The organism is Amycolatopsis dongchuanensis, from assembly GCF_039542405.1.
Classification (GTDB): Bacteria; Actinomycetota; Actinomycetes; order Mycobacteriales; family Pseudonocardiaceae; genus Amycolatopsis_E; species Amycolatopsis_E sacchari.
In genome coordinates this window covers 14,897-34,697 of sequence record NZ_BAABIB010000034.1, presented here as the reverse complement: position 1 = coordinate 34,697, position 19,801 = coordinate 14,897, and the positions used below count along the sequence as shown (strand labels likewise).

The window sequence follows — 19,801 nt, the reverse complement described above, 5'->3', positions numbered from 1 at the left end:
CTCGCCTGCACGGGCGGCCCATCCCGCCCGCTCCGCCGCCGCCGCTCCGTCGCCGCCGCTCCGCCGCCGCTCCGCCGCCGCCGCTCCGCCACTGCCGCCCCGCTCAGCGCTGCCGCGCCACCGCCGCCCCACCCCACTGCCGCCCCGCTCAGCGCTGCCGCGCCGGGCGGATGATCAGCTCGTTCACGTCCACCTCCGGTGGCTGGCTGATCGCGTACGAGATGGCCGCCGCGATGCTGTCCGGCGGGATCGTGTTCGCCCGGTACGTGCGCATCGCCTCCTGGGCGCCCGCTTCGGTGATCGTGTCGGCCAGTTCCGACTCGACGACGCCCGGCGACACCGTGGTGACGCGGATCGACGGGTCGCATTCCTGGCGCAGGCCCTCCGTGATCGCCCACGCGGCGTACTTCGTGCCGCTGTACACGGCGCTCGTCGGGACGACCTGGTGCGCGCCGATCGACGCCACCGTGACGAAGTGCCCGCCGCCCTGCCGCTGGAAGTGCGGCAACGCGGCGGCGATGCCGTGCAGCAGGCCGCGCACGTTGACGTCGATCATCCGGTCCCACTCGTCCACGTGCAGCGAGTCCAAACGGGACAGTGGCATCACACCCGCGTTGTTGACGAGCACGTCGACGCGCCCGTGGTCGGCGACCGCCCCGTCCACGAACGCGGCCACGTCCTCGCGGTCGGTCACGTCCAGGCGCCGCACGTCCACGCCGGGGGCGGTCTCGGCCAGCTCCGCGAGCCGGTCCTCGCGGCGGGCGCCGACGACGAGCTGGTGCCCTTCACGCGCCAGCCGCAGCGCGGTGGCGCGGCCGATCCCGGAGCTGGCGCCGGTGACTAGGACGACTTTTCCGTTACTGGTGGTCATGGCATCGACGCTAACCGGAACCACGGGGTGGAACATGGGTGCGATCCTCCCGGGAAACCCGCACCCAGGGTCCACAGTGGACTCTGTTTCGCCCTCGGTCGAACGGGTACCCGCACGGCGACCCCGAAGGGAGGCATCATGAGTGCTGACGACAAGATGAGCAACAAGGCCGAGGAACTGAAGGGCAAGGCCAAGGAGGGGCTCGGCAACGCCACGGACAACGAGCAGTGGCAGGCCGAGGGCAAGGCCGACCAGGGCAAGGGCAACGTCAAGCAGGCGGGCGAGAAGCTCAAGGACGCCGCCAAGAGCGTGTTCGACGACAAGTAGCGCCCAGGAGCCCCGCCTCCACCCGGAGGCGGGGCTCAGTCGTCCCGGACGCGCAGGCCGTCGAAGGCCATCGTCGCCACGGCGTCGGCCAGCCGGTCCGCGCCGAGCCCGCCCCGCGGGCGGTACCACTCGATCAGCGAGTTCACCATGCCGAACAGCAGGCGCGCCGCCGTGGCCGGGTCGATGTCCGACCGCAGGTCACCCTCTTCGACGGCCTGCGTCACCAGCTCCGACACGATGCGGTCGAACTCGCGCCGCCGGGCGAGCGCGTCCCGTTCCACCTTCGTGTTGCCGCGGACGCGCAGCAGCAGCGTCACGAACGGCAGCCGCTCCACCAGCACCGCGACACTGCCGCGCACGAGGAACTCCAGCCGTTCCACCGCCCGGCCCTCGACCGCGTCCAGCTCCTCGACCAGCGCGAACAACCCGTCCAGCGCCCGGTCCACCGACAGCCGCAGCAGGTCCTGCTTGCTCGGCACGTGGTGGTAGATCGCGGACTTCGTGATGCCCAGCTTGCGGGACAGGTCCTCCATGCTGGTGCCGTCGTACCCGCGCTCGTTGAACAGCTTCACCGCGACGGCCAGCAGCGACTCGAGGTCGTATCCCGGCCTGCCGCGCTTGGCGGGCGGTGCGGTCGTCATACCGGAAGTATCCCAACCGGCGTTCAGTCGCGCGGACGCTGGTCGATCACCCGGCGCAGCTTGCCCAGCGAGCGCTCCAGGCTGTCCGGGTCCAGCACCTCCACGCCCACGGTCACGCCCACGCCGTCCTTGACCCGCTGGGCGATCTCCGAAGCCGCCGCGACACGTCGCTCGGCGGGGGTGTCGGCGCGGGCCTCAGCGAGCACGGTGAGGTGGTCCATCCGGTCGCGGCGGGTGAGCCGGAGCTGGAAGTGCGGCGCGAGGCCCGGCGTGGCGAGCACGATCTCCTCGATCTGGGTGGGGAACACGTTCACGCCGCGCAGGATGATCATGTCGTCGCTGCGCCCGGTGACCTTGTCCATGCGCCGGTAGGACGGCCGCGCCGTGCCGGGCCGCAGCGCGGTGAGGTCCCGCGTGCGGTACCGGATGATCGGCAGCGCCTGCTTGGTCAGCGACGTGAACACCAGCTCACCGGTTTCCCCGTCGGGCAGCACGTTCTCGTCGACCGGGTCGATCACCTCGGGGTAGAAGTGGTCCTCCCAGATGTGCAGGCCGTCCTTGGTCTCGACGCACTCCTGCGCCACGCCCGGCCCCATCACCTCGGACAGACCGTAGATGTCCACCGCGTGGATGTCCATGCGCTCTTCGATCTCCGCGCGCATGGACTCCGTCCACGGCTCCGCGCCGAAGATGCCCACCTTCAGCGAGCTGGTGCGCGGGTCGACGCCCTGGCGTTCGAACTCGTCGAGCAGCGTGAGCATGTACGTCGGGGTGACCATGATGATCTCGGGCCGGAAGTCGGTGATGAGCTGCACCTGCCGCGCGGTCATCCCACCGGACGCGGGGATCACGGTCGCGCCCAGCTTCTCCACGCCGTAGTGCGCGCCGAGGCCGCCGGTGAACAGCCCGTACCCGTAGGCGACGTGCACCTTGTGCCCCGGCCGCCCGCCCGCCGCGAAGATCGAACGGGCCATCACGCCCGCCCACGTGTCGATGTCGTCCGCGGTGTAGCCCACCACGGTGGGCTTGCCGGTGGTGCCGCTGGAGGCGTGCAGGCGGAGCACTTTTTCCTGCGGTACCGCGAACATGCCGAACGGGTAGTTGTCCCGCAGGTCGGCTTTGGTGGTGTACGGGAACTTCGCGAGGTCTTCCAGCGACCGGCAGTCGTCGGGGTGCACCCCGGCCTCGTCGAACTTCCGCCGGTACGCGGGCACGTTCTCGTACGCGTGCCGAAGAGTCCATTGTAGACGTTCGAGCTGCAGCGTGCGCAGCTCGTCCACGCTGAGGCGTTCGGCGGGGGACAGGTCGTCCGCGGCGGGGGCGGCGCCGAGGCGCTTGGCGCGGGGCACTTCGCTGTGCGTGGTGGTCATGGCTCTCCTCAGCGGGAAATCGTGCGGCTGCGGCCGCGGAACTCGGCGATCACCTCGTCGCCGCGGCGGACGGTGACGTCGTAGATGCCGTTGCGGCCGTAGCGGGTGCGCTCCTCGGCCGTCGCGACCAGTTCGTCCCCGAGCCGGGCGCTGGCGACGAACGAGATCTCCGCGCCGGCGGCGACCGTGACCGGGCCGTGGCTGTTGCACGCGCAGGCGAAGGTGGTGTCGGCGAGCAGGAACACGTACCCGCCGTGGGCGATCTTGTGCCCGTTGACCATCTCCGGCGTGATCCGCATGCGCGCGACCGCGTGGCCGTCGTCAGCTTCGAGCAGCTCGATGCCCGCCGACCTCGATGCCGCGTCGTCGTCGAACATCGCCTGTGCCGCCGGGGACCGGACCACCTGCTCACCGCCTCGCTTACTGACCGAACGGACGGGAAACAAACTGACCCCTGGCCCGCCCGTTGTCAAGACGCTACCATGACTTCCTGAACGTTCGGTTGGTAAATCGAGGAGGACCGATGGCGCTCCTGCGCAGCTACGTCGGCGGCCGGTGGCAGACCGCCGCCGACGAGGGTGTTCCGCTGCACGACGCGGTGACCGGCGAGGAGGTCGCGCGCGTCTCCTCGAAGGGGGTGGACATGGCGGCCGCGCTGGAGCACGGCCGCCGGGCCGGCGGGCCCGCGCTGCGTGAGCTGACCTTCCACCAGCGGGCCGCGCTGCTCAAGGCGCTGGCCTCGCACCTGCGGGAGCACCGCGAGGAGCTGTACGCGCTGTCGGCGCGCACGGGTGCCACGCTGTTCGACTCGAAGTTCGACATCGACGGCGGTATCGGCGTGCTGTTCAGCTACGCCAGCAAGGGCAGGCGCGAGCTGCCGAACGACACCGTGTACGTCGAGGGCGCGGTGGAGCCGCTGGGCAAGGGCGGCACGTTCGTGGGGCAGCACATCGCGACGCCGCTGCGGGGCGTGGCGGTGCAGATCAACGCGTTCAACTTCCCGGTCTGGGGGCCGCTGGAGAAGTTCGCGCCCGCGTTCCTCGCCGGGGTGCCGAGCCTGGTCAAGCCCGCCAGCCAGACCGCGTACCTCACGGCGCGGCTGGTCGAGCTGATCGTCGAATCCGGGCTGCTGCCCGAGGGTTCGCTGCAGTTCGTGGCGGGCAGCGCCGGCGACCTGCTCGACCACGTGACGGGGCAGGACCTCGTGTCGTTCACCGGTTCGGCGTCCACCGCGCAGAAGCTGCGGGCGCACCCGGTGATCGTGCGCAACGCGGTGCGGTTCAACGCCGAGGCCGACTCGCTCAACTGCTCGGTCCTCGGCCCGGACGCGAAGCCGGGCACGGCGGAGTTCGACCTGTTCGTCAAGCAGCTGGTCACGGAGATGACCGTGAAGGCGGGGCAGAAGTGCACCGCGATCCGGCGCGCGTTCGTGCCCGCGGAGCTGCTGGACGACGTGGCCGCGGCGGCGAGCGAACGGCTCGCGAAGGTGACCGTCGGCAACCCCTCGTCGGAGGGGGTGCGGATGGGCGCGCTGGCGAGCCTGGAGCAGCGCGAGGAGGTGCGCCGCTCGCTCAAGGCCCTGCTGTCCGCGGGCAGCGTCGTCTTCGGCGACCCGGAGCACGTCGAGGTCGTGGACGCCGACGCCGAGCGTGGCGCGTTCCTCTCGCCGGTGCTGCTCAAGGGCGACCCGGAGCGGGCGGAGCCGCACGAGGTCGAGGCGTTCGGCCCGGTGTCCACGCTCATGCCGTACACCGCGGCCGAGCAGGTGATCGACTACGCCGCGCGCGGTCACGGCAGCCTCGCGGGTTCGATCGTGACCGGTGACGCGGACTTCGCGCGGGACGTGGTGCTCGGGGTGGCGCCGTGGCACGGGCGGCTGCTGGTGCTCGACGCCGACGACGCGAAGGAGTCCACCGGGCACGGTTCGCCGTTGCCGCAGCTGGTGCACGGTGGTCCCGGCCGCGCGGGTGGCGGCGAGGAGATGGGCGGTATCCGGGGCGTGCTGCACCACCTGCAGCGCACCGCCGTGCAGGCTTCGCCGAGCGTGTTGAGCCGCGTCACCGGCCATTGGGTCGCCGGCGCGCCGCGGGCCGAGGGCGTGCACCCCTTCCGGAAGTCCTTGGCGGAGCTGAAGATCGGCGACTCCGTGGTCGCGGGGCCGCGCACGGTGACGCAGGAGGACGTGGACCACTTCGCCGAGTTCACCGGCGACACCTTCTACGCCCACACCGACCCCGAGGCCGCGGCGGCGAACCCGCTGTTCGGCGGCATCGTGGCGCACGGCTACCTCGTGGTGTCCTTCGCCGCCGGGCTGTTCGTCTCGCCCGAGCCGGGGCCGGTGCTGGCGAACTACGGGCTGGAGAACCTGCGGTTCCTCACCCCGGTCAAACCGGGTGACGAGCTGACGGTGACGTTGACGTGCAAGCAGATCACCCCGCGCGTCGACCAGGACTACGGCGAGGTCCGCTGGGACGCGGACGTGACGAACGGGAACGGCGAATCGGTGGCGAAGTACGACGTGCTGACTCTGGTGGCGAAGTCATGACCGCGACTCTGGAAACACACTTCGAGCGGACGATCTCCAAGGACCAGCGGATCGAACCGCGGGACTGGGTGCCCGAGGCGTACCGCAGGACGATGATCCGGATGATGGCGCAGCACGCGCACTCCGAGATCATCGGCATGCAGCCGGAGGGCAACTGGATCACCCGCGCGCCTTCCTTGCGGCGCAAGGCGATCCTGCTGGCGAAGGTGCAGGACGAGGCCGGGCACGGGCTGTACCTGTACTCGGCGACGGAGACGCTGGGCGCCGACCGCACCGACCTGACCGAGCGGCTGATCAACGGGAAGCAGAAGTACTCGTCGATCTTCAACTACCCGACGCTGACGTTCGCCGACGTCGGCGTGATCGGCTGGCTGGTGGACGGCGCGGCGATCTGCAACCAGGTTCCGTTGTGCCGCAGCAGTTACGGGCCGTACGCGCGGGCGATGATCCGGATCTGCAAGGAGGAGTCCTTCCACCAGCGGCAGGGCTACGAGCTGCTGATGACGATGATGAAGGGCACCGGAGCGCAGCGGGAGATGGTGCAGGACGCCGTGAACCGCTGGTGGTGGCCGTCGCTGATGATGTTCGGCCCGCCGGATGAGGACTCGCCGAACACGGCGCAGTCGATGGCGTGGCGGATCAAGCGGCACACCAACGACGAGCTGCGGCAGCGGTTCGTCGACATGACGGTGCCGCAGGCGGAGATCCTCGGCGTCACGCTGCCCGACCCGGAGCTGAAGTGGAACGCCGAGCGCGGGCACTACGACTTCGGCGCGGTCGACTGGGACGAGTTCAAGCAGGTCGTGTCCGGCAACGGCCCGTGCAACGAGCAGCGGATCGCGCACCGCCGCGCCGCGCACGAAAACGGTGCCTGGGTGCGGGAAGCCGCCGCCGCGCACGCGGAGAAGCAGCAGAGGAGGGCGGTCGCGTGAGTGCGGAGTGGCCGTTGTACGAGGTGTTCGTGCGGGGCAAGCGGGGGCTCAACCACGTGCACGTGGGTTCCCTGCGGGCCGCCGACGACGAGATGGCCCTGCACCACGCCCGCGACCTCTACACGCGGCGCAACGAGGGCGTGAGCATCTGGGTCGTCAAGGCCGCCGACATCACCGCGTCCAGCCCCGACGAGAAGGACCCGTTCTTCGCGCCGAGCGCGGACAAGGTGTACCGGCACCCGACGTTCTACGACATCCCCGACGACGTCCCCCACATGTGAGTGTGCCCGATGGCCTTTGACAACGCTTTCGAGGCGCTCACCGAAGCGCACGACGATTCCCGCTGGGCGTTCGGCACCGGCTTCGAGGACCCGCTGTCCGGTGTGGACACCACGGTTCCGTCCGGTGTGGATGCCGGCGCGCTGGCCGCGTACTGCCTCATGCTCGGCGACGACGCGCTGATCTTCTCCCACCGACTCCAGCAGTGGTGCACGAACGCGCCCGAGCTGGAGGAGGAGGTGGCGATCGCCAACATCGGGCTCGACCTGCTCGGGCAGGCGCGGTTGCTGCTGGCCCGCGCGGGCAAGATCACCGGGCGCACCGAGGACGAGCTGGCCTTCTTCCGTGAGGAGCGCGAGTTCCGCAACGTGCGGCTCGCCGAGCTGGAGCGCGGCGACTTCGGGCAGCTGATCGCCGTGTTGCTGGTGTTCTCCACCTGGCGGCTGGCGCTGTTCGAGAAGCTCACCGCCTCGCCGGACCCGGTGCTGGCGGCGATCGCCGCCAAGGGCGTCAAGGAGCTGACCTACCACCGCGACTACGCGGCCCAGTGGGCGGTCCGGCTCGGCGACGGCACGGAGTACTCGCACGAGCGCATGCAGGCGGGGCTCGACGGTGTGTGGCCGTACGTCGAGGAACTGTTCACGCCGCACGAGGTCGAGCTGGCGGTCGGCGTGGATCCGTCGTCCGTGCGCGAGGCTTTCGACGACGTCCTGGCGCAGGTGCTGTCGGCGGCGACGGTGACGCGCCCCGAGGTCGCGCCCCGTGCCGGGGTCGCGGGCCGGATGGGCCGCGACGGCGTGCACACCGAGGCGATGGGGTACCTGCTGGCGGAGCTGCAGAGCGTCGCCCGAGCGCACCCGGACGCGACGTGGTGAGCGCGCGTGCGGTCGCCGAGCGGGTGACCGATCCCGAGCTGCCGATGCTGACGCTCGCCGACCTCGGCGTGCTGCGTGAGGTGTCCGAAGAGGACGGTCGTGTCGTCGTGTCGATCACGCCGACGTACACCGGTTGCCCGGCGATGGACACGATGCGCGACGACCTCGTGCACGCGTTGTCCAGCGCCGGGTACCGTGAGGTCGAGGTGCGCACGGTGCTCCAGCCCGCGTGGTCCAGCGACTGGATCAGCGACACCGGGCGCCGAAAGCTCGCCGAAGCCGGGATCGCCCCGCCCGGCGCGGCGCCCCGCCGCACGGGCCCGGTGCCGCTGACGCTGGTGCCGCCCGCGAAGCGCGTCGAGTGCCCGCGGTGCGGTTCCGCCGACACGCACCTGGTTTCGGAGTTCGGGCCGACCGCGTGCAAGGCGCTGCGGCGCTGCCGCGCGTGTGCCGAAACGTTCGAGCACGTCAAGGAGATCTGAGCAGTGACCACCAGCACCCGGGTGCGCACGGAGTTCCACCGGCTCACCGTCGCGGACGTCGAGCGGCTGTGTGACGACGCCGTGGCCGTCACCTTCGCCGTGCCGCCGGACCTGGCGGAGTCGTACGCGTTCCGCGCCGGCCAGTCGCTCACGCTGCGGCGAACCGTCGACGGGCGCGAGGAGCGCCGGTCGTACTCGATCTGCGCGCCGGAGGGCGCCGCGCCGCGGATCGGCGTGCGCGAGGTGCCGGGCGGGCTGTTCTCGTCGTGGCTGGTGCACGACGTGCGCCCCGGCGACGAGATCGAGGTCGCCACGCCCACGGGGAACTTCACCCCGCCGCCCGGGCCCGGCAGGCACGTGCTGATCGCCGCGGGTTCGGGGATCACGCCGGTGCTGTCGATCGCCGCGACCGTGCTGCGTGACCCGGGTTCGACGGCGACCGTGTTCTACGGCAACCGGCGCACGGACTCGGTGATGTTCGCCGACGAACTGGCCGACCTGAAGGACCGCTGGCCGTCCCGGCTGGAGCTGGTGCACGTGTTGTCGCGGGAGCCGCGTGAGGCCGAGCTGTTCACCGGGCGACTGGACGCGGGCAAGCTCGAGGCGCTGCTCGCGCTCGTGCCGGCTTTCGAAGGCGTGGACCACTGGTGGCTGTGCGGCCCGTTCGGCATGGTCACCGAGGCGCGGGAGCTGCTGCTGCGGTCGGGCGTGCCCGCCGCGCGCGTGCACCAGGAGCTGTTCTACGTCGACGACGTGCCGCCCGCCCCGGTCCGCCACGAGGACGGCCCGGTCGAGGGGGACACCAGCGAGGTCACGGTCGTGCTCGACGGCCGGTCCACCACGGCGGCCCTGCCCCGGGACGTGCCGATCCTGGACAGCGCGCAGCGCGTGCGGCCGGACCTGCCGTTCGCGTGCAAGGGCGGGGTCTGCGGCACCTGCCGGGCAAAGGTGACCAGCGGTGAGGCGGACATGCGGCGCAACTTCGCGCTGGAGGAGTCCGAGGTGGCGGCCGGTTTCGTGCTGACCTGCCAGACCCTGCCCCGCTCCGCGGAACTCACCGTCGACTACGACGCCTGAGTCCGGAAACGGCGGCCCGGCCTCTGCGCTGGTCCTGCTGGTCTACCGCCGCGCGTCGCCCGTCGCGTTCGGCTGGTCCGCCCGCGCCAGTGCCGCGACCGTGTCGAGCAGGCCGGGGAACCGCTGCTCGAACTCGGCGCGGCGCAGGCGGACGTACGTGCCGTTCCCGGCGTCGCGCTGCACGATCAGGCCCGCCTCGCGCAGCGCGCGCCAGTGGTGCGTCTTCGTCGACTTCGCCACCGGCATCGGGAAGGACGAGCACGCGCGTTCGGTGTCCGACGGGTCGGCCGCGAGCTCGGCGAGCACGGCCCGGCGGTGCGGGTCGGCGAGCGCGCGGAACACCTGACCGAGGTCGACCTCCGCCATCGGCGGCACGGGCAGGTCCATCTCGAACGGCTCCTCGCTCGGCTGCGGCTGGGGACAAGACCCATCGTAGGCGCGGCACGCGCTCAGGTACCGTCTAGGTACGACAACTATCGTACCTTCGGAGGCTGCCTTGCTGTGCGTGTTCGACGTCAACGAAACCCTGCTCGACCTGGCCGCGCTCGACGGGTTCTTCACCCGCCTGACGGGGACCGCCGCCGCCAGGATCGAGTGGTTCGACCTGATGATCCACAACGCGCTGACCCTGACCGCCGCGCGGCAGTACCGGCCGTTCGGCGAGATCGGCGGGGCGTGCCTGGAGGCCGTGGCGGGGCGGCACGGCGCCGACGTGACCCCCGACGACAAGCGTGAACTCGCCGAGGGGCTGGGTTCGCTGCCCGCGCACCCGGAAGCCGCACGCGCGATCGAACGCCTGCGGGACGCGGGGTTCGGCGTCGTCACGCTGACCAACTCCGTCGCCGAGGTCGCGGAGAGCCAGCTGCGGAACTCGGGGTTGCGGCCGCTCGTGAGTACCGCCTACTCGGTGGACAGCGTGCGTCTGCTCAAGCCCGCTCCTGAGTCGTACCGGTACGTGCTCGAACGCGAGGGCGTCGAGGCCGCCGACGCGGTGCTGATCGCCGCGCACGACTGGGACATCGCGGGTGCCGCCGCCGCGGGCCTGAAGACGGCCTTCGTCTCCCGCGACGGCCGGGTGCCGCTCAGCGCGGCGGCTGCCCCCACGGTGTCCGGCGGTGACCTGGCGGAGGTCGTGACGCGGATCATCGGCTTGCCTTGACGCGTGCGTCAACGTTTACGGTCGGGTCATGCGAATCGGTGAGCTGGCGAAGCGGGCCGGGACGACCACCCGGGCGCTGCGGTTCTACGAGTCCCAGGGGTTGCTGACGGCACCGCGGGCGGCGAACGGGTACCGGGAGTACGGTGAGGAGGAGTACCGGCTGGTCACCGAGATCCTCTCGCTGCAGGCGGCCGGGCTGAGCCTCGACGACACCCGGCCGTTCGTCGAGTGCCTGCGGGCGGGCCATCCCGCCGGTGACTCGTGCGCCGATTCCATCGAGGTCTACCAGCGCAAACTCGACGAGGTGAACGCGTGCATCGAGCGCCTCACCGCCGTGCGGGCGGAGCTGCTGGACAAGCTGGCCCGTGCCCTGCCGCGCCAGGCGGGCCCGTGCACCGTTCCCGACGATCCCGAGGAGTCCTGAAATGCTCACCGTCACCGACGCGACGTTCACCGAGGCGGTCCTGCGTGCCGACCGGCCCGTGCTGGTCGACTTCTGGGCGCAGTGGTGCCCGCCGTGCCACATGATCGCCCCGGTGCTGGAGGAGATCGCCGTGGAGCGCGCGGACTCGCTCCTGGTGTGCAAGCTCAACAGCGACGAGAACCCGCTGACGGCGCGCACCTACCAGATCATGTCGCTGCCGACGCTCCTCCTGTTCCGCGACGGCCAGCCGATCCGCTCCATCGTCGGCGCCCGGCCGAAGGGCAGGCTCCTCGCCGAACTGGACGAGGCGCTGGGGGTTCGGCTCTAAACAGCCGTTCTCCGGTAGGTGAGCGTGAGGTCGTCCTCCCAGTCCTCGCCGTTCCGCGACATCCGGCCGCGCGTCGTGAGCGTCGTGCCGTCGTCGCTGAAGGTGCCCGTGAACTGCTGGGCGAGGTCCGGGTCTTCGCGCCGGAACTCCCACTTGCCGGGGCCCGCGCTCACCTCGTACACCCGGTGCACGCCGCGGGAGTCGAAGTAGTGCATCGCCAGGCGGCCGTCCGTCACCCCGATGACCGCGACGGCGTCGGGGATCGCGGGGTGGTCGTAGTGCGCGCGCTGGATCAGGAACCGCTCGCCGTCGAGCCACTCGAACGTCGCCCGTCCCCTGATGTCCTCACCCGGCAGCAGGGGATGGGCGCCGTCGGTCTCCCACTCGCCGACGAGTGCGTTCAGGTGTCGCAGCTGGTCGTCCATGGTGCCTCCTCAAGGCGTCTACCTGAGGAGACCACAGCCGAGCCCGGAACTCATCGCCCCAGCTCGACCAGGTGCTGCTCCGACATCGCCGCCTCGCCGGTCTCCACCGCACGCAGCCGTTCGAGCATCGCGGTGAGCAGCGGCACCGGCACACCCCGCGAAGCCGCCTCCGCGAGTACCGGGCCGTAGTGGTCGTGCACCTCCACCGGGCGGTGCCGCACCGCGATGTCCCGCCAGATGCCGCTGCGGTCCTTCGGCATCGTGCGCAGCCACGCCGTCAGCCGGTCCGTCGCGGCGTCCTGCGCCGTCGAGCCGGGGACGTACGCCGCCGGGTCGAACTGGTCGAACGCCTCCAGCCGCCGCCCGCCGGCGAGCGCCACCGCCAGCACCTCCGCCGTGATCGCGTGCATCAACGGGCGGTGCCGGTCGATCAGCTCCGCCATCGGCGCGTCCGCGAGCGCCGTCGTCGTCAGCATCGCCCCGAAGCCCAGTTTCGCCCACAGGTAGCCCTCGACGTTGTCCGTCGCCTTCGCCGGGCCCCACGCCTGCAGGTCCGCGACGATCCGCTCCACCCGCTCCGAAATCCGCCCGTCCGGCTCACCCACGACGAGCGCGCCCTGCCCGCCGTCCCGGACCACGCCAGGCTCCACGACGTCCGCGAACAGGTTCACGAACGCGCCGACCGTCCTTTCCGGACCGACGACCGACGCGATCAGCCTTTCGTTGAGCCCGTTCTGCAGTGAAACCACGAAACCGTCGGACGCCAGCCGCGGCTCCAGCCACGACAGCACCCCCGCCGTCGCCTGCGCCTTCACCGCCAGCAGCACCCCGCGCAGCTCCGCCGGGGCCGCGTCCGGGACCACCGCCTCGATGCTCACCCGTGCGTCCCCGTCCGGGCCGCGCAGCACCAGTCCGTTCGACCGGATCGCCGCCACGTGCGCCTCGTCGGCGTCCACGATCAGCACCCGGTGCCCTGCCCGCGCCAGGTGGAACGCGAGCGTGCCACCGATCGCACCACCACCGACGACCGTGTACTCAGCCATGACTGTGTCCTCCCTGCTGCACGGCGGTCTGCCCGTCCCAGTGCAGCGGCAACGAGGGCGCGCCCGCGGTCGACCCACCGTCGACCCGCAGCACCGCACCCGTGATCCAGTTCGCGTGGTCCCCGGCGAGCCAGTACGCCGCCTCCGCGATGTCGGCCGGCAAACCCCGGCGCCCCAGCGGGTTCACCGAAACCGCCGCCGCGTACTCCTCGGTCACTGGGTTCGCCGGGCTGTCCACGGTGACGAAACCGGGGCTCACGGCGTTCACGCGGATACCCGCCCCGCCCAGTTCCACCGCGCACGCCTTGGTCAGCATCTCCAGCGCCGCCTTGGACGTGGCGTAGTGCGCCGCGCCGGGGCGCGCCCGCGTCGCCGCACCGGAGGAGATGTTGACCACCGCACCCGGTCCGCCCTGCCGTCCAAAAGCGACAGTCGTGAGCATGGCCGCGCGTACGTTCACGTCCTGCACGCGGTCCCACGTCGCGGCCGTCATGTCCAGCAACGGGGTCGCGGGGTAGATGCCCGCCGCGTTCACCAGCACGTCGAGCTTTCCCGCCCGTGGCACCAGTTCCTCGGCGAACGCCGCCTCGGCGAGATCACCGGGCAGCTCGGACACGTCCACTCCGTGCTTCTCGCGCAGCCCGGTGGCCACCGAGGCCAGTTCGTCCGCGCGGTAGTCGGACAAGGTCAGCCGGCAGCCGTCCGCAGCGAACCGGTCCGCGATCGCGGCCCCGATCCCTCCGCCCGCTCCGGTGACGAGCACATGCCGCACTACAGCTCCTTCCCCTTGGTTTCGGGCATCGTGAGGTACACGGCTATGCCGATCACGGCGGCGACCGCGACGTCGACCCACACGAGCCCGCCGAAGTGGTGCGCGTTCATCCACGTCGTCACGTACGGCGCGGTGCCGCCGAACAGGGCGACCGACAACGCGTACGGCAGCCCGATCCCGGTGGTGCGCACCTCCGGCGGGAACTGTTCGGCCATGATCACCGCGCAGTTCGCCGAGTAGCCGACGATCAGCACCAGCCCGATGATCTCGATGACCAGCACGCTCCAGAAACTGTTGCCCAGGAAGTGGAACGCGGGCCACGCGAACAGGAGGAACCCGGCGGCGAACGCGGTGAGCGTCGGCTTGCGGCCGATCCGGTCGGACAGCAGGCCGCCGAAGGGCAGCAGCACGAGGAACACGACCATCGCCAGGGTGTTGGCCAGCAACGCCTGGTTGAGCGGGATTCCCGTCGCCAGGTGGGCGTACGTCGGCATGTACGTGACCCACACGTAGTAGATCAGCGTGCCCGCGATCGTGATGCCCGCGACGCGCAGGGCCGCGCCCGGGTGGTCACGCACCATCGCGACGAGCGGGTTCCGGCGCGGGCCGCGCTCGATCCGCTGGAACGCCTCGGTTTCGTGCACCGACCGGCGCAACCACAGCCCGACGAGCCCGAGCAGGCCGGCGATCGCGAACGCCAGACGCCAGCCCCAGCCGTGCAGGTCGTCGGTGTCCAAAGTGGAATTCAGGATCGTGCCCAGCAGTGACGCGATGAGCGCACCGGCACCGACCGAAACCTGCTGCCACGACCCGGCGAACGCCCGGCGCCCGCGAGCCGCGGACTCGATCAGGAACGCCGACGACGAACCGAACTCGCCGCCCGCCGAGAACCCCTGCACGAGCCGCGCGAGCAGCAACACCAGGGGGGCGAGCACGCCGATCTTGGCGTATGTCGGGCACACGGCGATGACGAGCGACGCACCGGCCATCAGGGAGATGGTGAGCGTGAGGCCCTTCTTGCGGCCGTGGCGGTCGGCGTAGGCGCCGAGCACCGCGCCGCCGATGGGGCGCATGACGAAGCCGACGGCGAAGACGGCCAAAGTGGACAGCAGTGCCGTGGTTTCGTTGCCCTTGGCGAAGAACTGGTTCGCGAAGACCGGCGCGAACGTCGCGTAGACCGCCCAGTCGACCCATTCGACGGTGTTGCCGATGGCGCCCGCGACGATCGCCTTGCGCTGGTGGGTCGTCAACCGGTGGGTGGCGGGGGTCGTGACGGTCATGACGCCGCCAGCACGTGGTCGACGATCTGCGCGTGCGTGGCGAACCAGACGCCTTCGTGGCCGGAGATGTACTCCAGCAGCTCGGTCAGCACGGCGATCCGCGAGCGGTGGCCGATGATGTGCGGGTGCATCGTCAGCTGGAAGATGCCGCCGTCGGCGTACGCGCCGTCGAACTCGTCGCGCCAGATCGACAGCACCCCGCGCGGTGGTGTGTACGGCCGCAGCGACGCGAAGCGGTCCATCATGAAATACGGGGCGTCGTCGCGGATCCACTCCACGGGGAGTTCGACGATGCCGGTCGGTTCACCGTCGGCGAGCAGCTCGTAGCAGTCGTCGTCGGCCATCAGCGACGAGTCGTACCGCAGCCCCAGCTCGCGCGTGATCTTGAGCGTGTTCGCCGAGAAGTCCCACGAGGGCGTGCGGATGCCGACGGGCCGGACGCCGGTCAGGCTTTCGAGCGTGTCCGCGGCGCGGAACGCCAGCTCGCGTTCGTCCTGTTCGGACAGTGCGGTGTTGCGCTCGTGGATCCAGCCGTGCAGCGCGACTTCGTGTCCGGCATCCACATAGGACTTCGCTTCGCCGTCGTGCAGCAACGCCGACACGGCAGGCATGTAGAACGAGGCGGGCGCGGAGAACCGGTCGAGCAGCCGCAGGATGCGGGGCACGCCGACGCGGGCGCCGAACTCGCCCTGCGCGAGCTTGCCGGGCAGCACCTCGCCGTCCCGCAGCGCGGGCGTCTCGTGGTCGGAGTCGAACGACAGTGCCACGGCGACCTTCGCGCCACCGGGCCACGACGACGGCCGCAGCGGACGGCCCGCCCGGACGTGCTCGACGTGCCCCCGCCACGTCGCCTCGTCCCACTGCCAAGGTTGTTGCTCGCTCACGGTTTCTCCAGGTTCACTCGGGTCGCCGGGGTCGGGGCCCAGGCACGTTTGAGGGTCTTGACCTGCAGCGTCACGTCGGCCGCCTGCAGGCCCGGCAGTGCGCCGACGACGTCGGTGGTGTACCGGTAGAGCTCGCCGTGGTGCCGCAGCACGACCTGTCCGGCGAGGTTGAACCGGCCGGTGGTCGCGGACAGGTACTTGGTGGCGGGGTGGGCCGCCAGCTGCTGTCCGGCGGCGTCCAATGCGGACGGCAGCACCGACAGCCACAGCATGAACTCCACCGTGAAGCCGAACAATGCCGGTTCGGCGAGCGTGCGGAACCGCAGGCATCCCCGGCGCACCAAGGATTCCATCCGACGGGACACAGTGGACTCACTCGTGCCCACCTGGCGCGCCAGGTCCTTGGCGGACATGCGGCCGTCCTCGCCGAGCGCGGCGCAGATCGCCAGGTCCAGCTCGTCCAGCTTCTCGGGCGGGTTTTCCCAGTGCTGCTCCTCGAACGGCCGCGCGTCACCGCCCCGCAGCTCCGTCACCGCGGGCTCGTCGAGTTCGCCGGAGTTCCAGTCGTGGTTGGACGTGAACGTCCGGATCACCGCGAGCGTCTCGGTCTCCAGCAGCGCATTCCCCGCGGGCAGCCGGAAGTCGGCGAGGTCGGCGTAGGAGGGCAGCACGAGTTCCGCGACGCAGTCGGCGCTGCCGGCGAGCACGCTGACATACCGGGCGTCGGGCCGCGCCGCGAACGCCTCGGCGACGTCACCGACCGTGCCGGGGGCACACCGCGCGCGGACGAGCACGGGCACGCCGAGACCGCAGCGGAGCACGTCGACCACGCCGATCACCCGCAGCTGCCCCGACTCGGTCAGTTGCGCGGCCCGTCGCAGCACGGTGGACTCGCTCGCGCCGACGTGCCGCGCGATCGCGCTCCAGCCGGCCCGGCCGTTGAGCTGGAGCGCCGCGGCGATGCGCCGGTCGAGATTGCGCCCCTTGGCGTCGTTCTGCACGTCACCGATTCTTCGTGCAAGAATCCGTCACGTCAAGATACAGGCTGAAGGAAAATTGCATCACTGCGTCACGTGGTGAGGTCTACTTCCAGCGTGAGGCGGGCGTGGAGCAGCAGCCGCCGTTCCACCTCGTCCGCGGCGAGATCACCGGTCAGCACGTCCAGCCCGTAACCGTCCTCGAGTGCGACGAAGCTGCGCGCCAGTACGGCGACGTCGTCGACGGGACGGAACTCGCCCGAGCGCTCACCGTCGGTGAGCACGCGGTGGTACAGCGCGGTCTGCCGGTCGATGAACCGCTTGTACTCCGCCGCCGCGGTTTCGTTGCGCAGCACCACCGGCGCGAGTTCGTACAGCACGCGGCTGGCGTCCGCCGTCTCGCCCGGACGCGGCACACCGGACCGGATGCACGCCCGAAGCCGGTCCGCGGCGGTGGAAAACCGCGCGATTTCCTGCTCCCGCCCCTCGCAGTACATCTCGCTGCCCTGCGTCAGCACGGCGGTGAACAGCTCGTGCACGTCAGGGTAGTAGTACAGCACCGACGCCGGGGTCAGCCCGGCCTGCTGCGCGATGTCCCGCAGCCGCGCCTGCGCCGCGCCGTGCTCCAGCACGGTCTGGGTGGCGGCGGCGATGAGCTGGGCCCGGCGGGCCGTTTGGTTGCGGGGGCGCGGCATGTCCGAATCGTCGCACGGAGTTCCTGAGACCCCTGTTGACACGGCCGAGTTCGTTATCTAAATTTCGTTTAACTTTCCGGCTCCCTCCGTTCCGAGGACCTTTCCCATGAGCAGACCCCTTCCGCTGGCACTCGTCCAGGCGCCGACGCGGACCTTCGACGAGTACGCCGCCGAGGTGCGGCAGCTGGGCCAGGACCGGCCGCACGTGCGCCTCGTCGTCCACCCCGAACTGCACCTGTGCGAGCGGATGGAGGACGCGGAACCGCTCGACGGCCCGCGTGACCGCGCGCTCGCGCAGCTCGCGGGCGACCTGGGCCTGTGGCTCGCGCCCGGCAGCGTCTACGAGCGCGGCGACGACGGCGAGATCTACAACACCGCCGTGGTGTACTCGCCGGAGGGGCGCCGCGTGGCGTCCTACCGCAAGATCTTCCCGTGGCGGCCCTACGAGAAGACCAAGCCCGGTGACCGTTTCGTCGTGTTCGACATGCCCGGGTTCGGCCGGATCGGACTGTCCATCTGCTACGACGCGTGGTTCCCGGAGAGCACCCGGCACCTCGCGTGGATGGGTGCCGAGCTGGTGCTGAACTTCGTGCAGACGCCCACTGTGGACCGCACGCAGGAACTGGTGCTGGCCCGCGCGAACGCGATCGTCAACCAGGTGTTCGTCGCGAGCCTCAACGCCGCCGCCCCGCACGGTGTCGGACGCAGCCTGCTCGTCGACCCCGAGGGCACCGTGCGCGCGGAGGCCGCGGGCGCCGAGGCGACCGTCCTCACCGACGTGGTCGACCTGGCCGCCGTCGAAACCGTCCGAAGGTACGGCACCGCCGGGCTCAACCGCCCGTGGGCGCAGTGGTCACCGGACGAGCAGCCGCTGGCACTGCCGCTGTACTCCGGGGTGCTCGACCCCGCCCGCTGGGCGCCGGAAGACAGGAGCCTGTGATGGCCGACCAGGACACGAAACTGACCGCACGGCTGACCCTGCCCGGGGTCGTCGTGTTCGGGCTCTGCTACATGTCGCCGTCGATCGTGGTGTCGACGTTCGGCGTGATCGCGGTCGCCACGCACGGCTCCGCGCCGAGCGGCTACCTCGTGGCGACGCTCGCGATGCTGCTCACCGCGCTCAGCTACGGCAAGATGGCGAAGCTGTTCCCGGTGTCGGGCTCGGTCTACACCTACGCGCGCAAGATGCTCGACGCACGCGTCGGGTTCCTCGCCGGCTGGGCGATCCTGCTGGACTACTTCTTCCTGCCGATGGTGGCGTGGCTGATCCAGTCGGTGTACCTCAACGCGCAGTTCCCCGCCGTGCCGGTATGGGCGTGGCTGGTGGTCAACATCGTGCTCACGACCGGGATCAACGTGCTCGGGCTCGTGGTGGCCGACCGCGTCAACCGCGTGCTGATGGGGTTGACGCTCCTCGGGTTGCTGGTGCTGGTGGGTTTCTGCGTGCACTACCTCGCGGGCGGCTCGACCGGTTCGGCCGGCACGGCGTTCTGGAACCCCGCTTCGGGCATCACGGTGATCTCGGCGGGGGCGGCGATCGCGGCGTACTCGTTCCTGGGCTTCGACGCGGTGAGCACGCTGAGCGAGGAGACGCGCAACCCGCGGCGGACGATCCCGCGGGCGATCGTGCTGACCGTGCTCGCGGGCGGCGTGATCTTCGTGGGGCTGTCGTTCGTGATGCAGTGGGTGCACCCGGGTGCCCAGTTCGACGACCCGTCCTCGGCGGGCTACGCGCTGTCGAACCTGGTGGGCGGCAAGGTTTTCGCGGACATCATCAACGTCGTGACGCTCGTCGGCGGGTTCGCCTCCGGGCTGACGATCCAGGCCAGCACGAGCCGCCTGCTCTACGTCATGGGGCGCGACGGCGTGCTGCCGCGGCGGTTCTTCGGGCACCTGCACTCGAAGCTGCGCACGCCGGTGCCGAACCTGCTGCTGATCGGCGCGGCCGCGTTGCTCGCGCTGAACCTGTCGATCGAGACGGCGACGTCGTTCATCAACTTCGGCGCGTTCCTCGGCTTCACGCTGGTGAACCTGTGCGTGATCGCGTACTTCGTCCGGCAGCGGCGCAAGGGCGCGCGGCCGTCGGTGTTCACGCACGTGCTGGTGCCGCTCGCCGGCGCCGCGGTGGACGTGTACCTGCTGACGCAGCTCAGCCCGGTCGCCCGGTACCTCGGGCTCGGCTGGCTCGCGCTCGGGGTGGTCTACCTCGCCGTGCTGACGCGGGGTTTCCGCAAGGCGCCACCGGAGTTCGACCTGAGCGAGCAGACGCCGGAGCCGGTGCGGGAAAGCGCTTCCTGAGCACCTGGTGTTTCGCCGTGCCCGGGGGGCGGTACGGGACCACCGCCCCCCGGGCACGACTTGGTGGCGCCACAAGTGATGGGTTCAGGATGTCGTCCGGGCGCGCGGATCGGAGGC

Annotated in this window: 24 protein-coding genes; 12 read left to right on the top strand and 12 right to left on the bottom strand. The window is 70.9% G+C overall.

Annotation, left to right across the window (positions count from 1 at the left end):
* Positions 1–148: 148 nt before the first annotated feature.
* Positions 149–871 (bottom strand): SDR family oxidoreductase, encoded by a 723-nt coding sequence (locus ABFX51_RS06510; RefSeq protein WP_346052746.1) that lies wholly within the window; start codon positions 869–871, stop codon positions 149–151.
* A 138-nt stretch (positions 872–1,009) separates the two neighbouring features.
* On the opposite strand from ABFX51_RS06510, the gene ABFX51_RS06505 reads away from it, so the two are divergent.
* A complete protein-coding gene (locus ABFX51_RS06505; RefSeq protein WP_091505789.1) occupies positions 1,010–1,198 on the top strand; it encodes a CsbD family protein in 189 nt (62 codons plus the stop codon).
* Between the two features lie 35 nt (positions 1,199–1,233).
* Here the strand turns inward: ABFX51_RS06505 and ABFX51_RS06500 are convergent, their stop codons facing one another.
* The 3 genes from ABFX51_RS06500 to paaI are packed head-to-tail and all read right to left on the bottom strand — an operon-like array spanning position 1,234 to position 3,586.
* Complete coding sequence (locus ABFX51_RS06500; RefSeq protein WP_346052744.1) at positions 1,234–1,839, bottom strand: TetR/AcrR family transcriptional regulator; 606 nt, start codon at positions 1,837–1,839, stop codon at positions 1,234–1,236.
* Between the two features lie 23 nt (positions 1,840–1,862).
* A complete protein-coding gene (gene paaK / locus ABFX51_RS06495; protein ID WP_346052742.1) occupies positions 1,863–3,209 on the bottom strand; it encodes a phenylacetate--CoA ligase PaaK in 1,347 nt (448 codons plus the stop codon).
* A gap of 8 nt (positions 3,210–3,217) precedes the next feature.
* Positions 3,218–3,586: a hydroxyphenylacetyl-CoA thioesterase PaaI gene (gene paaI / locus ABFX51_RS06490; RefSeq protein WP_346052748.1), complete on the bottom strand. Its 369-nt coding sequence runs from the start codon at positions 3,584–3,586 to the stop codon at positions 3,218–3,220.
* A gap of 146 nt (positions 3,587–3,732) precedes the next feature.
* Between paaI and paaZ the strand changes: the two genes are divergently transcribed.
* From paaZ to paaE, 6 genes are read left to right on the top strand one after another with little or no spacing between them, the layout of a single operon-like run.
* Positions 3,733–5,754, top strand: a complete 2,022-nt coding sequence (paaZ, locus tag ABFX51_RS06485; protein WP_346052740.1) for a phenylacetic acid degradation bifunctional protein PaaZ — start codon at positions 3,733–3,735, stop codon at positions 5,752–5,754.
* Positions 5,751–6,686, top strand: a complete 936-nt coding sequence (gene paaA, locus ABFX51_RS06480; RefSeq protein WP_346052738.1) for a 1,2-phenylacetyl-CoA epoxidase subunit PaaA — start codon at positions 5,751–5,753, stop codon at positions 6,684–6,686. The genes paaZ and paaA overlap by 4 nt, the downstream gene beginning before the upstream one ends.
* Positions 6,683–6,967, top strand: a complete 285-nt coding sequence (gene paaB / locus ABFX51_RS06475) for a 1,2-phenylacetyl-CoA epoxidase subunit PaaB (RefSeq protein WP_091505798.1) — start codon at positions 6,683–6,685, stop codon at positions 6,965–6,967. The genes paaA and paaB overlap by 4 nt, the downstream gene beginning before the upstream one ends.
* 9 nt (positions 6,968–6,976) lie before the next feature.
* The gene (gene paaC, locus ABFX51_RS06470; RefSeq protein ID WP_346052735.1) at positions 6,977–7,840 is read left to right on the top strand and encodes a 1,2-phenylacetyl-CoA epoxidase subunit PaaC; all 864 of its coding nucleotides are present in this window, start codon (positions 6,977–6,979) and stop codon (positions 7,838–7,840) included.
* On the top strand, positions 7,834–8,322 hold the full coding sequence (gene paaD, locus ABFX51_RS06465; protein ID WP_091505801.1) for a 1,2-phenylacetyl-CoA epoxidase subunit PaaD: 489 nt from the start codon (positions 7,834–7,836) through the stop codon (positions 8,320–8,322). The genes paaC and paaD overlap by 7 nt, the downstream gene beginning before the upstream one ends.
* 3 nt (positions 8,323–8,325) lie before the next feature.
* Positions 8,326–9,399, top strand: a complete 1,074-nt coding sequence (gene paaE, locus ABFX51_RS06460; protein WP_346052733.1) for a 1,2-phenylacetyl-CoA epoxidase subunit PaaE — start codon at positions 8,326–8,328, stop codon at positions 9,397–9,399.
* Between the two features lie 42 nt (positions 9,400–9,441).
* Here paaE and ABFX51_RS06455 read toward each other — a convergent pair whose 3' ends face one another.
* Positions 9,442–9,786, bottom strand: coding sequence for an ArsR/SmtB family transcription factor (locus tag ABFX51_RS06455; RefSeq protein ID WP_346052732.1), 345 nt, complete (start codon positions 9,784–9,786; stop codon positions 9,442–9,444).
* A gap of 118 nt (positions 9,787–9,904) precedes the next feature.
* Here ABFX51_RS06455 and ABFX51_RS06450 point away from each other — a divergent pair, with 118 nt between their 5' ends.
* The 3 genes from ABFX51_RS06450 to trxA are packed head-to-tail and all read left to right on the top strand — an operon-like array spanning position 9,905 to position 11,310.
* Entirely contained in the window at positions 9,905–10,558 is a 654-nt protein-coding gene (locus tag ABFX51_RS06450; RefSeq protein WP_346052730.1) for a haloacid dehalogenase type II, read from the top strand.
* Positions 10,559–10,586: 28 nt separating this feature from the next.
* The gene (locus ABFX51_RS06445; RefSeq protein WP_091505806.1) at positions 10,587–10,982 is read left to right on the top strand and encodes a MerR family transcriptional regulator; all 396 of its coding nucleotides are present in this window, start codon (positions 10,587–10,589) and stop codon (positions 10,980–10,982) included.
* Between the two features lies 1 nt (position 10,983).
* A complete protein-coding gene (gene trxA, locus ABFX51_RS06440; protein ID WP_091505808.1) occupies positions 10,984–11,310 on the top strand; it encodes a thioredoxin in 327 nt (108 codons plus the stop codon).
* Here the strand turns inward: trxA and ABFX51_RS06435 are convergent.
* The 7 genes from ABFX51_RS06435 to ABFX51_RS06405 form a co-directional block, all read right to left on the bottom strand.
* Positions 11,307–11,735 (bottom strand): hypothetical protein, encoded by a 429-nt coding sequence (locus ABFX51_RS06435; protein ID WP_091505809.1) that lies wholly within the window; start codon positions 11,733–11,735, stop codon positions 11,307–11,309. The genes trxA and ABFX51_RS06435 overlap by 4 nt on opposite strands.
* A gap of 50 nt (positions 11,736–11,785) precedes the next feature.
* A complete protein-coding gene (locus tag ABFX51_RS06430; RefSeq protein ID WP_091505811.1) occupies positions 11,786–12,778 on the bottom strand; it encodes a ketopantoate reductase family protein in 993 nt (330 codons plus the stop codon).
* Positions 12,771–13,550 carry an SDR family NAD(P)-dependent oxidoreductase gene (locus tag ABFX51_RS06425; protein ID WP_091505812.1) on the bottom strand — a complete coding sequence of 260 codons (780 nt, stop codon included), beginning with the start codon at positions 13,548–13,550 and terminating at the stop codon, positions 12,771–12,773. The genes ABFX51_RS06430 and ABFX51_RS06425 overlap by 8 nt, the downstream gene beginning before the upstream one ends.
* Positions 13,550–14,830 (bottom strand): MFS transporter, encoded by a 1,281-nt coding sequence (locus tag ABFX51_RS06420; RefSeq protein WP_091505814.1) that lies wholly within the window; start codon positions 14,828–14,830, stop codon positions 13,550–13,552. Before ABFX51_RS06420 ends, ABFX51_RS06425 begins: the two co-directional genes overlap by 1 nt.
* Positions 14,827–15,714 (bottom strand): polysaccharide deacetylase family protein, encoded by an 888-nt coding sequence (locus ABFX51_RS06415; protein WP_346052727.1) that lies wholly within the window; start codon positions 15,712–15,714, stop codon positions 14,827–14,829. The genes ABFX51_RS06420 and ABFX51_RS06415 overlap by 4 nt, the downstream gene beginning before the upstream one ends.
* The gene (locus tag ABFX51_RS06410; protein ID WP_346052725.1) at positions 15,711–16,715 is read right to left on the bottom strand and encodes an Lrp/AsnC family transcriptional regulator; all 1,005 of its coding nucleotides are present in this window, start codon (positions 16,713–16,715) and stop codon (positions 15,711–15,713) included. Before ABFX51_RS06410 ends, ABFX51_RS06415 begins: the two co-directional genes overlap by 4 nt.
* Positions 16,716–16,783: 68 nt before the next feature.
* Entirely contained in the window at positions 16,784–17,386 is a 603-nt protein-coding gene (locus tag ABFX51_RS06405) for a TetR/AcrR family transcriptional regulator (protein WP_346052723.1), read from the bottom strand.
* 106 nt (positions 17,387–17,492) lie between these two features.
* On the opposite strand from ABFX51_RS06405, the gene ABFX51_RS06400 reads away from it, so the two are divergent.
* Both ABFX51_RS06400 and ABFX51_RS06395 read left to right on the top strand, forming a co-directional pair.
* Positions 17,493–18,326 carry a carbon-nitrogen hydrolase family protein gene (locus ABFX51_RS06400; protein ID WP_346052721.1) on the top strand — a complete coding sequence of 278 codons (834 nt, stop codon included), beginning with the start codon at positions 17,493–17,495 and terminating at the stop codon, positions 18,324–18,326.
* On the top strand, positions 18,326–19,684 hold the full coding sequence (locus ABFX51_RS06395; RefSeq protein WP_346052720.1) for an APC family permease: 1,359 nt from the start codon (positions 18,326–18,328) through the stop codon (positions 19,682–19,684). The genes ABFX51_RS06400 and ABFX51_RS06395 overlap by 1 nt, the downstream gene beginning before the upstream one ends.
* Positions 19,685–19,801: the final 117 nt, after the last annotated feature.